Origin of the sequence: Snodgrassella alvi, assembly GCF_002777425.1 — a bacterium.
GTDB lineage: Bacteria > Pseudomonadota > Gammaproteobacteria > Burkholderiales > Neisseriaceae > Snodgrassella > Snodgrassella alvi_B.
In genome coordinates this window covers 22,762-34,638 of the sequence record NZ_MDVC01000006.1, presented here as the reverse complement: position 1 = coordinate 34,638, position 11,877 = coordinate 22,762, and the positions used below count along the sequence as shown (strand labels likewise).

The 11,877-nt window shown below is 47.2% G+C and carries 18 protein-coding genes; 3 read left to right on the top strand and 15 right to left on the bottom strand.

Features of this window, described 5'->3' with window-relative positions:
- Positions 1-105: 105 nt before the first annotated feature.
- From BGI33_RS02360 to BGI33_RS02295, 14 genes are all read right to left on the bottom strand, one after another.
- A complete protein-coding gene (locus BGI33_RS02360; RefSeq protein WP_100089660.1) occupies positions 106-495 on the bottom strand; it encodes a hypothetical protein in 390 nt (129 codons plus the stop codon).
- Between the two features lies 1 nt (position 496).
- A complete protein-coding gene (locus tag BGI33_RS02355) occupies positions 497-1,183 on the bottom strand; it encodes a phage tail tube protein (RefSeq protein WP_100089790.1) in 687 nt (228 codons plus the stop codon).
- Between the two features lie 61 nt (positions 1,184-1,244).
- Positions 1,245-1,601, bottom strand: coding sequence for a DUF3168 domain-containing protein (locus BGI33_RS02350; RefSeq protein WP_100089789.1), 357 nt, complete (start codon positions 1,599-1,601; stop codon positions 1,245-1,247).
- Positions 1,589-2,071, bottom strand: a complete 483-nt coding sequence (locus BGI33_RS02345) for an HK97-gp10 family putative phage morphogenesis protein (RefSeq protein WP_100089788.1) — start codon at positions 2,069-2,071, stop codon at positions 1,589-1,591. The genes BGI33_RS02350 and BGI33_RS02345 overlap by 13 nt, the downstream gene beginning before the upstream one ends.
- A gap of 2 nt (positions 2,072-2,073) precedes the next feature.
- Positions 2,074-2,415: a phage head closure protein gene (locus BGI33_RS02340; RefSeq protein ID WP_174828660.1), complete on the bottom strand. Its 342-nt coding sequence runs from the start codon at positions 2,413-2,415 to the stop codon at positions 2,074-2,076.
- Positions 2,416-2,488: 73 nt separating this feature from the next.
- A complete protein-coding gene (locus BGI33_RS02335; RefSeq protein ID WP_100089786.1) occupies positions 2,489-2,827 on the bottom strand; it encodes a head-tail connector protein in 339 nt (112 codons plus the stop codon).
- On the bottom strand, positions 2,827-3,204 hold the full coding sequence (locus BGI33_RS12990; RefSeq protein WP_180298951.1) for a hypothetical protein: 378 nt from the start codon (positions 3,202-3,204) through the stop codon (positions 2,827-2,829). The genes BGI33_RS02335 and BGI33_RS12990 overlap by 1 nt, the downstream gene beginning before the upstream one ends.
- Positions 3,205-3,215: 11 nt before the next feature.
- The gene (locus tag BGI33_RS02325) at positions 3,216-4,445 is read right to left on the bottom strand and encodes a phage major capsid protein (RefSeq protein WP_100089785.1); all 1,230 of its coding nucleotides are present in this window, start codon (positions 4,443-4,445) and stop codon (positions 3,216-3,218) included.
- A gap of 2 nt (positions 4,446-4,447) precedes the next feature.
- Positions 4,448-5,302, bottom strand: coding sequence for a head maturation protease, ClpP-related (locus BGI33_RS02320; RefSeq protein ID WP_100089784.1), 855 nt, complete (start codon positions 5,300-5,302; stop codon positions 4,448-4,450).
- Positions 5,289-6,539 (bottom strand): phage portal protein, encoded by a 1,251-nt coding sequence (locus BGI33_RS02315; RefSeq protein ID WP_218965105.1) that lies wholly within the window; start codon positions 6,537-6,539, stop codon positions 5,289-5,291. The genes BGI33_RS02320 and BGI33_RS02315 overlap by 14 nt, the downstream gene beginning before the upstream one ends.
- A complete protein-coding gene (locus BGI33_RS02310) occupies positions 6,532-8,262 on the bottom strand; it encodes a terminase large subunit (protein WP_100089783.1) in 1,731 nt (576 codons plus the stop codon). The genes BGI33_RS02315 and BGI33_RS02310 overlap by 8 nt, the downstream gene beginning before the upstream one ends.
- Positions 8,259-8,807, bottom strand: coding sequence for a terminase small subunit (locus BGI33_RS02305; RefSeq protein WP_100089782.1), 549 nt, complete (start codon positions 8,805-8,807; stop codon positions 8,259-8,261). Before BGI33_RS02305 ends, BGI33_RS02310 begins: the two co-directional genes overlap by 4 nt.
- Positions 8,808-9,152: 345 nt before the next feature.
- Entirely contained in the window at positions 9,153-9,470 is a 318-nt protein-coding gene (locus tag BGI33_RS02300) for an HNH endonuclease (protein WP_100089781.1), read from the bottom strand.
- A 17-nt stretch (positions 9,471-9,487) separates the two neighbouring features.
- Positions 9,488-9,901: a hypothetical protein gene (locus BGI33_RS02295; RefSeq protein WP_100089780.1), complete on the bottom strand. Its 414-nt coding sequence runs from the start codon at positions 9,899-9,901 to the stop codon at positions 9,488-9,490.
- 132 nt (positions 9,902-10,033) lie between these two features.
- Here BGI33_RS02295 and BGI33_RS14065 point away from each other — a divergent pair, with 132 nt between their 5' ends.
- The 3 genes from BGI33_RS14065 to BGI33_RS02280 all read left to right on the top strand — a co-directional run bounded on the left by BGI33_RS14065 (position 10,034) and on the right by BGI33_RS02280 (position 11,161).
- Positions 10,034-10,282, top strand: coding sequence for a type II toxin-antitoxin system RelE family toxin (locus BGI33_RS14065; protein ID WP_100089779.1), 249 nt, complete (start codon positions 10,034-10,036; stop codon positions 10,280-10,282).
- Positions 10,266-10,613: a helix-turn-helix domain-containing protein gene (locus tag BGI33_RS02285; RefSeq protein ID WP_100089778.1), complete on the top strand. Its 348-nt coding sequence runs from the start codon at positions 10,266-10,268 to the stop codon at positions 10,611-10,613. Before BGI33_RS14065 ends, BGI33_RS02285 begins: the two co-directional genes overlap by 17 nt.
- A gap of 131 nt (positions 10,614-10,744) precedes the next feature.
- A complete protein-coding gene (locus tag BGI33_RS02280) occupies positions 10,745-11,161 on the top strand; it encodes a type II toxin-antitoxin system HicB family antitoxin (protein WP_100089777.1) in 417 nt (138 codons plus the stop codon).
- Positions 11,162-11,406: 245 nt separating this feature from the next.
- Here the strand turns inward: BGI33_RS02280 and BGI33_RS02275 are convergent, their stop codons facing one another.
- Entirely contained in the window at positions 11,407-11,832 is a 426-nt protein-coding gene (locus tag BGI33_RS02275; protein ID WP_100089776.1) for a hypothetical protein, read from the bottom strand.
- Positions 11,833-11,877: the final 45 nt, after the last annotated feature.

Here is an 11,877-nt window from a genome sequence, read left to right as displayed (position 1 = left end):
GCGGGAAGCCGAAGCGGTTGTAATAATTCAGATAGCGGTTAAATTCGCTTACCGGCCAGCCGTCAATTTCTCTGGCCGGGATATGCAACAGAAAAGACAGCTCAATTATGAATTTTTCGCGTCTTGTAACTGCTTTTTTAACCCTGCATCTCCGTTGATCAGGAAGAAATGATCTTGTACGGCCGCCAGTACTTTGCTGGGCAGGTCAGCCAGAAACTCCAAATCTTCGCGGCTATCCGGGTAAAACATGGGATTGCCATCCTGGTCGACAATCATCAGCGCTTTTTCACGCACGCCGTTTAAACCATCATCGTAGCTGCTTTCAAATTCGCTGCACCGCTGAAAAAAATCGGTCATTTCGCGCACATTGAACATCTTGACATGCAGATGTCCATCGTACGGGGCAATATCCGGTACGGCGCTGATTACTGCCTTGCGCATATACTGGCGGGCGGCATTGATAAAGGCTTCTTTTGTGTTTGCGGTGTTGGTCATCTTATTTTGCTCCTGTTGTCATATCTAACTTACGGCTGCGACCATTAATTTGCAGTTCGATAGAAAACTGCCATTTATCGCCACTTTTACCATCCCAGTCCAAGCTGGTGATTTTTACCTGATAACCGCGCATATACTTGCTGCCTTTGGGTTTTAAGGTAAAAAATATGGTCTCCAGCTCCTCGGCCATCTCTTCCAGAAAATCCTGAACTTCTTTGTCTGGCGCCCACAATCCGGACAGGCTAATGGTGCCCGGCTCTTTTTCCAGCTCAGTGACAGCGCCCTCGTCGCAGATGGTGGTTGCATCAATTGCTTTAGTCTTGAGCGCCGCTATCTTGACGCTGGTGGCATCACAGAAGCTGTATCTTTTCACGGTGGTAAATTTAGCATCGGTCACCGTGCCGATATCTTCCCCGTCCAGCGTCATCAGCGCAAATGAGTCTTCGTTACTCACGCTAACAAGATAATAGCCATTAATAGCATCGTTTTCGACGCTCTCAACCCAAACCGCATCACCCGTTTTCAAGCCATGACCCACAGATGTAGCAATGGCTGGTTTAGTGTTTGTTAAATCACTAATAACTTTTGTCGGCGTCTCCGGCAGGTCGTAAAAGTAAGTGCGGCTATTAAAACTCATCCCGCGCTTCGCACTTTTCTTAATAGCCGGTTGCCCTTGTGCTTTTGCCATAACAAAACTCCATAAAAAAAGCCACGGATAACCGTGGCTCGTATAAAAAAACAATTGTCAGTTAAACAATCAGATAATCAAAGGTTGCCTGATATTTCTTTCTGTCAATATCGTAAGAAAAGAATGGCGCTGTTTTAAGCAGGCATTCGATTTCGTCGCTAGCCTGTATTGTATCCATCACCTGCTGCACACATTGCGCGCGCTCCTGCGCCGTACTAGCATAAATATCCACCTGCACCCGCGGGTTGAAACTCTGGTAACAGTTTGTTGCCTCCACTTGCCCGGAAACAAGCACATAGCGCATCGCTGGCCACATAGCCGGGTCTGTGGCGCTGTTCTGCACCGGTATCAGGTCTGGATAAACACGCCCACCGCATAAATCCTTTATGGTGCTGTAAAAAATAGCTATTTCTTCCATTCTTTCTGCACCTCTTCCAGCATTATTTTGGTTGCTTCCTTTTTAGCCTCCCCGCGCTTATTGTCATAGGCTGTACGCATAAACGGGTGTGGCTGCGGCATGTTAATACCGTATTCCACAAAGGTGGCAATCTGTTTTGCTCCTTTGGGAATTTCCTTGGAATTGGATACGGTAACAATATGCTTGGAAGCCAGTCCGTGCCGTTCCGAGGCAGGGATGCGCTTCATGATGATGCTGCGCCCGACATGGCCGGGCTGTACTACTGTACAGGTTTTACCACCCTTGCCGTCACTGTTGTAAACCCGGTAAGGTTTTGGTGCCTTGTAGGCATTGTTTTTTGCCTCGTCCCGGATGATGGCTGCACCTTTGCCGGTGGCTTTTTTAGCAATGTCTTCCTGAACGCTCTTACCAAGTCGCCTTAGCTTTTTCTGCAACCGCTCCAGCCCGTTAACCTTAAAGTTGAATGCCATTTTTAACCCTCGTTCATACCCGTTGTACAAGGTAAATTAATTACTTCGGGGTGAATCGAATCCGGTAATACTGCCTGAATATTGAAAATACTGCCTTTGTACATAATCCGGTATTCAGGAGTAATGTTGGCTGTCAGTTTGCTTGTGCGCACCTGTATCGACACGGTACAACTTGCCGAATCCAGCCCGTTTTTAACAAATTCACGGCCAGACAGATAGGACATGTTTGCCCATACCTTGCCGACATCAACCCAGTTTTTTTCAATATCTCCCAGACTGCCCTTGCTGATTTCCGGGCGTTGAATCAATACCCGTTTATCAAGTTTGCCTGCCGCAATACTCATGAATCCCCCCCACATAATCCGGTACGGCTGCAATAAAAAACCGAGGGCATACATCACCCCCGGTTTATCCCGTTTATCTAGGCATTGGCCGCTTCCGGTGTAAATCCAGCAGATTATGTGCATTAACCGGTACGGCGGCATTTTCAGCCCGACCCAAATCCTCCCGGTGCGCATAAAAATATCCTGCGGTTATTAGCATGGATAATATGATATCTGGTGTAACCACAATACCATCTTCCGCACCCGCCTCTTCTGCCGCGCGCTTCTCATCCCCATCTACATACACAGGGCGATTGAGGTAGGCAATCACATGCGCCTCCGCCGCGCTACCGATCAGCTCCAGCAACTGGTCTTCCTCATCGGTATCCAGTCGCTGGTTGTCACGTATCTGCTTTACTGTAAGAAAACGCATTACTTATTGCCGCCGTTTTTCTTGTCGTCCTTTTTGGACGCTGCTTCCGCCTCGGCTGCTTGCGCTTTGGTTGCTTCCAATTCCGCTTTAGCTGCCTCCGCTTCCGCCTTGACTGCTTCCAATTCCGCTTTAGCTGCCTCCGCTTCCGCCTTGACTGCTTCCAATTCCGCTTTAGCTGCCTCCGCTTCCGCCTTGACTGCTTCCAATTCCGCTTTAGCTGCCTCTACTCCCACTTCTGCCACACCCTCAGGCGGCAAACAACCCCATTTACGTGCGTTTTGCTCATGCTCCGGCGGGCACTCCTCTCCCGCTTTAAGCAGCGTCGGATACAGTTGCCCCGGTAAAATGCATTTAAAATCCTTGATTAATTTAGCCATTTTAAAACCCCTTACATAACGAACGCTTTAACCGCTTCCGGATTATCAACCCCACCACCAGTGCGCTTAGTTGTATAAAAGTGAACATAGGGTTTATTGCTAAACGGGTCACGTAACACACGGATGCCTTTTCGATCCAGAATAATATAAGCGCGGTTAAAGTCACCAAACAATATCGGAATAGAACCACTACCCATATCCGGCATATCGGCCACTTCATACACTGGATAACCCAGCAAACGATTAGGCTGCCCTATCTGCATCGACTGCTGCCATATATAGTCACCCCTATCGTTTTTCATTTTGCGTGCCAGCGTCATCGTCTTGCGATTCATCATAAATGCTGCTTTAGGCATAAACGCTGAGGGCAATGCACCAGTTAAGTCAAAAAGATCATCAGGGTATAGTTCATAGCTACTAGAACGTTGAGACTGAACTGCCTGAATTGCACCGAGTGGGTGCGCTTTTTCGTTTGCCTGTCCCTCAACAAACGTAAGAATACCTATTGGTTTACCATTAGCCCCGTCACCAGCAAAGAAAGCTGCATTTTCACGAATGGCGAACTCGTTACTTACTTCCTCGTTAATCAGTGCCTCAACATCAATCTCCGCATCATCCAGTGCTGTCTGTGTAACTGCCGGATTGGCGTAAATCTCCCCGGTTTTGAACTCATATTCTTTCAACTCGCCCGTCTTTGTTTCCGGCCGCTTATCCGTTTCCCCTACCCAGCCAGAAGCAAAGCCGTGTAGGTTATAAACTTTTTTGAAAGAAGCGTTGTCCGTGGTCTTTACATTAAACAATTGCCGCGCTGGCGAAATTTCCACCAGCTTATTGGTTACCGTACGATCCCACTCCGACGGCGCCACCACACCAAGATTACCATCTTTAGTTAGCGCAGCATTGACTTCACCCGAACGCAAATAACTGACCATAGCCGCACTTTGCGCCATCGCCTCGGGACTTAGACCACCCACGCCGTTCATTTGCCCCGCGGCAATTTTTTTAGCCAAATCATCATAACTGGCCTGTAAATCCACTATCGTCTGTTTTAATTCCGCCTGCGCTTTTTCCCCGGCTCCCATTTGTTCACGCAAAGCATTCACTTCACCAGTCTGGTTGTTTTGCCAGTCCTGCAAACTTGAGCGAATACCATTAATCATAGTCACCGGATCACTGCCCGTATTGGCATATACCCCAATCACACCACGTAACGGATACTGCTTCACATCTTGCTTTTTCATACTTAATCCTTTCTATTCAAAAAATTCAAAAGGCCATTTGCACTAGCCAAAAAATCATCGCTGCCAGCGCCGGGCGTAGCAGAATCCTCAGCAGCGCACGGCATGCTGTGGTTTTTATTCAATGAACTTAATACCTGCCGCCGTTCTTTTCGCGACATACCCAATTGCGCCAAAGCCGTATCTACTAACGCCCTAGCCTGTTTACTTTCACTATCGACCGTAGTCTGCTTTTTCACTTCCAGCCGGCCGGTGGCCAAACCGCATTCCATCGCTGCCGTACAATCCAGCCATGTTTCTTTATCCATCATGGCAGCAATTTCATCCAATGGCCGATGGCTCCGCTGTGCATACAGGTCTGCCATAGCCTTGTCAAAAGCACCCAAGCCATCAATAATGCCCTGCAAATCATGCCGATTACCCATAGCCAGACACCATGCGTTATGAATCATTAGAAAGGCGCCTGAGCCGATCAGAATTTCATCTCCGGCCATGGCAATCACCGAAGCTGCACTGGCCGCCATGCCTACCACCTGCACCGTTACCCGACCGGGGTGCATACTTAACTGGTTATAAATACCTACCCCCTCAAAATAACTACCGCCGGGGCTGTTGATATTCACCACCACATCATTATTACCAATTCGCTTTAGTGCTTTGGCCACATAGTCACAATTTGCAGCACCATCGTCATAACCGCCGATAACGTCATAAATATTAATCACATTACCGTTATCATCATCGTCATCCTGCGCCTTAATACCCGCCGACCACTTTTTTGCGGCCTGTGGCGTTAACTCATACGAAACTTTTTCGGGAATCGCTCCCGCGTTCAGTTGAGGTAATTTAATCAAGCTCATTCTGTTTGCCTCTTTTATCCATCTGCTTAGATGTCATCGGATTTTTTAAACTGTCAGCGTCCTTGTCCTTGCTGCGGGGTAAATCGCATGTGCGCCGCACCTCATTCTGTGTTAGCCATGGCTGCGTACCGCCAGCACCCAGCGCTTTACTGAAATACTCCGCCTGATCTTTAAGCGAACCATGCAGCAATGCCCCAGTATTGAATTTAAGTATTTTGCCGTCGTCATCAAGTAATACCCGTTCCAGTGCTTGCTCCCACAAGGTCAGCCACGGATTTAAGCCAAATTTAATAAAGAAAATACCCAGTTCATTAATGCCTGAACCCCATGAAGTATCGTCCAGCATCAATAGCGGACGCGGTACCCCAAAAAAGCGGGCAACTTCTTCTATTTGGTGCGCGCGGTTTTCCAGCAACTGAGCATCCACCGCCGTACTCGACCATTTGGCCGCCTTGGCGCCATCTTCCAGCAGAATCACCCCGCCGGCATTTTCAGCACCACTATTAGCCGCCCGCAGTGATTCCCGCAGACGGTTAAAACCCTCATCGGTTAAAGCCTTTGGTACTTCTACTGCCCCGCTGGCCATAACCCCGTGTGCAAATGTCCGCCGGGTGGCTTTCTCCGCACTAAAAGCTATGCCCAGTGCTTCCCGTGCCAGCTTTACCCGTGAAATACCTTTAATCCCGTCTTCCGAATAATCGCGCAGATGAAACACCTCATCGGCGCCCATTTGCGTCTGCTTACCTTTGGCGCTAGTATAGGTATAGCGCAGTGACCAATCATCTAGCTGTTCTACTGATACCCGTGTTGGATGCATCGGCACTAGAGAAACCACCCGCTTGCCACTGCGTATAACCCGGGCATAGGCATTACCGTATTCCAGCAGCAGTGTTTGCATCTGCCGCTTGAACTCGTAGGCCGTCTGCCAATCATTGGGCTTTTTCTTGATCAACCGGTATAGTGGGTCATCTTTCAGCACCTCCTTTTCATCCGTATCTGTCAGTAACCTGATGGGCAGATAGGCGATGCACTCCGAAATTACATTTACGCAACGGTTTAATGCCGAGTTCATCAGGGCTTTATTTTCGCCAATCTGCACCCCGCCACCACTAACGCTATTGCGGATAAATTCCTTAAATGCCGGATCATCCACACCGTCAAATCGCAACGCCTGTAAACCCTCGCTACGAATACCTCGCGAAGAATTTTTGCGCGCTCTCTTATCTTTTTTACTCATAGCTGATATATCGAACCCCGCGCGTTTCATATACTGATTTATCGTTTCTAGGCTCAGCGTTTGGGTTTTCGGTCAGAATATGCACCGCATCCAGCATGGCCATCACCGGGTCAATCTTCGCCCAGCCACTCGCTTGTTTAGTTATCAGTAAACTGTTAGAACGTAATTCAGTACGGGCGTTAGACATCGACCAGGCAAACATAGCGTTATTACCATGCTGCAATGTTCCCTCCGCCAGCTTGCGCTCTACCGTCTGAATCGCATTTTTTAATCGCCACCCCTGCGTAACCGCTTTTAATAAATCCTGCGGCACATGACGCTCCAGAATGGCATCGACAATCTGGCCTACACCGGCACTATCCAGCCCAATTTCAATCAGCAAGCCACGGTCATAAATGTACTTCACCATATCGGCAATCTCTTCGATATCATCGCCAACCTGCGACACAATCGTCATTTCACCCGCAGCCGCAAAACCCTCCAGCGTAGAAGCAATACTTTTGCGCCGCTCCAGCACAATCGGGGAAGCCCATGCATAAGCCCATACCATCCATTGGCGCGGTGCACCCTTGCGTCTGCCCACCACGGCCAGTGCCAGCAGGTCATCAAGGCCACCACCATCAATCCCTATCGTCACCGCCTCACAAGCGGCCAGTAATTCATCTAGCGTGCCAATAGATTCCAGTGTATTTTTTTCCCAGAAATTGGCCGCCAGCCATACATCATTGGTTAAAGCTATGGAAATCGGCACATTCAGATGCTTAGCCCAGAACTGCCGCTCCTCCTCCGGTTTACCGTTTTTCGCCTTGTCCCATAGTTGCCGCAGTTGATCAACGCCTACCGATGCGCCCAGATTGGGATTAGTAATGTAGAAGTTGTCCGGATTCATATAGGCTTTTGATTCCAGCATCGACGGCGGGAATTCATACAGCACCGGTAAAAAGTAGTTCTGCGTTATTTCACCATCGCGCACGGCTCGTCCCCGGCTCAGCAGGTCAGCAAATACCCCGCGTGGTGCTTCATCTGAATGAGTAGACAGATAAATGGTAAAACCGTCCGGCCGTGAAACCATCCCACCCGTCACCTCAGTAAACATATTCACCGCATTAGCGCGCTTACCGAACAGCCAGACTTCCTCAATCAATACCCCTGTGCCCTTTACCCCGGATACCGTATCCGATTCAGCCGCAATAATCTGCAATTTTGCATTAGTGCCGCGATGGGTAATCGTACGGCTATGCTCTTGCACCTGAAAAAGCTGGCGCAACTGCGGGTCAGCATTAATCATTGCCCGCGCCGGATTAAAACTGTTATTAGCAACGTGTTTAGTCGGCGCAATGATGTAAAACTCAGCATCCCGACGCCAGTTAAGCACCAGCGCGGTCAGCATGATTCCGGCACTGTATGTCGATTTGGAATTTTTCTTGCTGATAAGCAAAAAGAACTCATTAATCAGCCGCACCCCTGTATCAGGGTTATAGGCACCGAAAATCGCCGCTACAAAATCAAATATCCAGTTCTTCGATACCCCCGGATCACCAATCCGCGGCTCCCCCGGCACATCACACAGCCTTAGGGCGCGAAATATGCGCAGCGCCGCGTCCGCTGATTCCTGAAATAACGGCGGTGTCACAATCAAACTTTGCCTGTTAACAATCCGTTGCTGCCAGTCAACGCATGCCGTAGTCCATTCAGGCGTAGCAGATTCCACCAGTGCGCTCATTGCAACCGCCCGATGGACGGTGATCGCAACGGTGCAAACGTATCAGTCTGCAATATTTCTTCCGCCGCAGCCTGTTGCGCTTCTTTCTTGCCCGTTTCACCCACTTTGCCGTACTTGTAGGGCAATACCGTTTGCAAACTCTTAATCTGCGACTGTGTTAGGGTAACTATCCCCATGCCGGCCAGCGTCAGCAAATCGCGTGGATCAAGTAACGAATAATTTTTATCACCAATCGCCACCTGTAGCCCCGTTTGTACAATCACTTCACCGTAAAACGAATCAGCCTGTAATGCGGGTACTGTATCAGCCACCTTTACCGCAGCTTTCGCCAGATCATCACCCTGTTGGCTGGCAGAATTAGCCATTGGCGTACTTAATTTTTCGATAAGTGCTATCACCTCAGGGTCTTTGCGCAAGCGGCTACCCGTCGCGCTGGCTGTTTTCTCACTATAACCGGCCTCAATCGCTGCCTCCCGGTTTGAAATCCTCCCGCCACTGATAGCAATAGCGCGTGCGAACAACTCTTTTTGCTCGTTCATAGCCATTGCAAAACTCCTGTTAAAAAAAGACGCGCCAAAGCGCGTTTAACAAGCCAAAATAGGCCTAAATCAATAAATTTATTGGTAAAATCCTAGCCTGTTAAAGCCTTTAACAGGTTAAAAAGGGGAATTTTTTCCGCGATTGAGAGGGCAGGCGGTGACCGCTTGCAAGTTAACCCAACTTTACAATACCCCTCTGCCTATTTTTTAAGCAGTCTAAAACAATAATAAATGATTACTCAAAGTTACTATTAAATGATGTTACTATAGAATGCAGTGCTAACCTTGGCGTGCTTATCTCATCAAGAAATCACGTACTCACTATCAAACGGATTAATTGCACTCATAGCATTACCCGCGCCGGCTCTCCAGCCTAGTCTTCACCCCATGGCAGGCTTTGCATAACGTCTGCAAATTACCCATGTCATCAGTGCCACCTGCTGCAATGTTCACAATGTGATCCACTTCCATACCCTCAACGCTAGCATACCCACAGTATTGACAGGTGTACTTGTCCCGTAACAGCACCGCCTCACGCAAGCGACGCCATGGCCTACCACCACGCCCACGACCCCATACACCAGCTTTACCCTTGCATTGTCGGGGAGATGAAAGCCGACTGTTACAACCCGCAGGTTTTAGTCGGCTGGCTTTAGCTGTTAGCTTCATAGCTCCATCCACCTGTTTTAAGCACCAGCATCTTTACGGATTTGCATCAGTGTCTTGTGAATATTAGAGGCAACGTTATAGCTTTGCAGTGCTTCGGCTAGCGTTGCTTCAAGGTCGTTTTTATCCATAACAGACTTATGCCAATCACCACACTTAACAACACACGGGTAACCACCTTGAGATGGTTCAATCTCGAATATCGATCTAACCCCTCTGTTTTTCCCCCGCTTTAGCAAAACTGTTTTTATTTCAGATAAATCATGACCATATGGCCAACCCACCACACACGCCAGCTCGCCCTTGCTGGCAGTATGTACCTCTTCGCAAAACCGGGTAAGCACAGCATCAATTTCTGCCGCCTCTTTTTTCTTATTTCTGACAAATTCAAGGCCGTTGTAATACGCCTGTGCAAAATCTATAGAGTTACTCATATCCCAATTCCAATAAAAAAGCCCACGCGCGCATGCGTGGACTTGTCTTAATTCAATCTATTAAATCTCAATAACAAACACAAAAACTTATAAAATATTGCAAATAACTTATATTTATCTTATAATTTACTTATGAATAGGATAATCTACCAACCCAAAGCTATTAAGCAACTTAGCAAAATCCCTACACATAAAATTATTAGGGATAAGATTGCAAATCTTTCCAACATGCCCAATTGCCTAAATGTTAAGAAGCTTAATAATCACCAGTATGATTACAGACTAAGAGTTGGTAATTATCGGGTGTTGTTTAATTATGATGGCGATATTAGCATCGTCTCCATTGAAGAGGTGAAAAAACGCGATGACCGCACTTATTAATTATCAGATTATAAATAATCGATTTGGTAATCCTGAATATGTCCTAGTTCCTTATGATAAATACTTGCAGTTAACCAGCTCGTCTAAAATTAATCTTACCGATGGCGTGCCTAGTGAAGTGGTAGATTTATTGTTCGACAAACAATACTCACCTGCTCGGGCATGGCGTGAGTACTTGCAACTTACACAAGAAGAATGTGCTACAAAATTAGGCATAACTCAACCAGCTTATTCACAACTGGAATCATCAAAAAAACCACGTAAAGCCACAAGAATTAAATTGGCTACCGCATTGGGTATTCATGAAGGTCAACTAGACTTACTTGCATGATCAAAGCCCGTCAAAGCGATAGGCGGGCAATAGTGCTTCGATTCAATTTGATGTAATTTTAAGCTCTTCACCAACCGCAGCTAAAACAAGCTGGCCTTAAATAAGCCGGCGGTTACAATGAAAGGCGCATCATGTTTCTATACATCGCTATTAACAAAGATGAAAACACTGGCTACGGTGTAACCGTACCATCTTTACCTGGCTGCTTTTCATATGGCGATACACTTAATCAGGCCATTGATGAAGCTAAACAGGCTATTTTGTTTCATATAGAAGGCATGCTCGAAGACGGCAAGGAGCCTGAAACACAACAGCCGACACTTGATACCCTGATAACCAACCCCGATTATGCTGGTGCTCAATGGTTTGGTATCGAGGTTAATATTGACCACCTAACCCTGAAGCCTGAACGCTTTAATGTGAGCTGGCCAAAGTATCTTTTAGACAAGGTCGATAATTACGTATCATTAACCCATGATACCCGTTCCAACTTTCTAGCTAAAGCTGCGCTTGATAGGATTGGCCGCACAAGCCAGAATGCTAGTTAAAAGATGGGTTTTATGAAAAAAATTAGGTGCTCATTATCACATGCTATCAACGCCCTATATGTGCAATAGCTAACCACATACAGACGCCCAATAAAAAAAACCCGCCAGGGAGACGGCGGGCGTAGTAGTAAAGTTTATCAACTTAAAAGGAGAAAATGTTAATGCCTTTCTTGTGGGTGCAGCAAAGCTGCCACCGGCATTAAAAAGGAAAAAAACAGATTAGTGATTAGAAATATACTAAATATTCAAGTCATGTGCAAGGGTGAATTAAAAAAATATTTATCAAAATTTTCACAATGTTGCATATATGCCCAAAACAGCATTAACGCCCTTTCTACCTGTTCAGCCCATGCGCCCCTATTAACCATAGCACGATGGCGTGCAGTGATTGAACGGCGCTTAAAGTAGTGGCTCTTGCGCCCATACTCAATACCTAGCACATTAAACGCCTCCCGATTGTTTTGTGCCAATAACGACAACGCACCTCTTACCAATGCAAACACCTCAGGCTTGTAGTGCACACCATCAAAAGCATATTCCCTGATAACTTTCTCTTTCCCGTAGCGCCATTCAGCACTCAGACAATGCCCTTGCCTCTTCCGATCGGCCATAGTTCGCTCATACGCAGCCAGCACATCCGCAGCAGTGTCTATCTCAATCTTACTAATCATCAAATATACCCTTTAACTCTTCGCTCTTTCCTAAACTTGACATCA

Excerpts from the sequence above, each read along its gene's own strand:
- BGI33_RS02360 (WP_100089660.1), bottom strand. The coding sequence starts at position 495 with ATGACCAACACCGCAAACACAAAAGAAGCCTTTATCAATGCCGCCCGC.
- BGI33_RS02355 (WP_100089790.1), bottom strand. The coding sequence starts at position 1,183 with ATGGCAAAAGCACAAGGGCAACCGGCTATTAAGAAAAGTGCGAAGCGC.
- BGI33_RS02350 (WP_100089789.1), bottom strand. The coding sequence starts at position 1,601 with ATGGAAGAAATAGCTATTTTTTACAGCACCATAAAGGATTTATGCGGT.
- BGI33_RS02345 (WP_100089788.1), bottom strand. The coding sequence starts at position 2,071 with ATGGCATTCAACTTTAAGGTTAACGGGCTGGAGCGGTTGCAGAAAAAG.
- BGI33_RS02340 (WP_174828660.1), bottom strand. The coding sequence starts at position 2,415 with ATGAGTATTGCGGCAGGCAAACTTGATAAACGGGTATTGATTCAACGC.
- BGI33_RS02335 (WP_100089786.1), bottom strand. The coding sequence starts at position 2,827 with ATGCGTTTTCTTACAGTAAAGCAGATACGTGACAACCAGCGACTGGAT.
- BGI33_RS12990 (WP_180298951.1), bottom strand. The coding sequence starts at position 3,204 with ATGGCTAAATTAATCAAGGATTTTAAATGCATTTTACCGGGGCAACTG.
- BGI33_RS02325 (WP_100089785.1), bottom strand. The coding sequence starts at position 4,445 with ATGAAAAAGCAAGATGTGAAGCAGTATCCGTTACGTGGTGTGATTGGG.
- BGI33_RS02320 (WP_100089784.1), bottom strand. The coding sequence starts at position 5,302 with ATGAGCTTGATTAAATTACCTCAACTGAACGCGGGAGCGATTCCCGAA.
- BGI33_RS02315 (WP_218965105.1), bottom strand. The coding sequence starts at position 6,539 with ATGAGTAAAAAAGATAAGAGAGCGCGCAAAAATTCTTCGCGAGGTATT.
- BGI33_RS02310 (WP_100089783.1), bottom strand. The coding sequence starts at position 8,262 with ATGAGCGCACTGGTGGAATCTGCTACGCCTGAATGGACTACGGCATGC.
- BGI33_RS02305 (WP_100089782.1), bottom strand. The coding sequence starts at position 8,807 with ATGGCTATGAACGAGCAAAAAGAGTTGTTCGCACGCGCTATTGCTATC.
- BGI33_RS02300 (WP_100089781.1), bottom strand. The coding sequence starts at position 9,470 with ATGAAGCTAACAGCTAAAGCCAGCCGACTAAAACCTGCGGGTTGTAAC.
- BGI33_RS02295 (WP_100089780.1), bottom strand. The coding sequence starts at position 9,901 with ATGAGTAACTCTATAGATTTTGCACAGGCGTATTACAACGGCCTTGAA.
- BGI33_RS14065 (WP_100089779.1), top strand. The coding sequence starts at position 10,034 with ATGAATAGGATAATCTACCAACCCAAAGCTATTAAGCAACTTAGCAAA.
- BGI33_RS02285 (WP_100089778.1), top strand. The coding sequence starts at position 10,266 with ATGACCGCACTTATTAATTATCAGATTATAAATAATCGATTTGGTAAT.
- BGI33_RS02280 (WP_100089777.1), top strand. The coding sequence starts at position 10,745 with ATGTTTCTATACATCGCTATTAACAAAGATGAAAACACTGGCTACGGT.
- BGI33_RS02275 (WP_100089776.1), bottom strand. The coding sequence starts at position 11,832 with ATGATTAGTAAGATTGAGATAGACACTGCTGCGGATGTGCTGGCTGCG.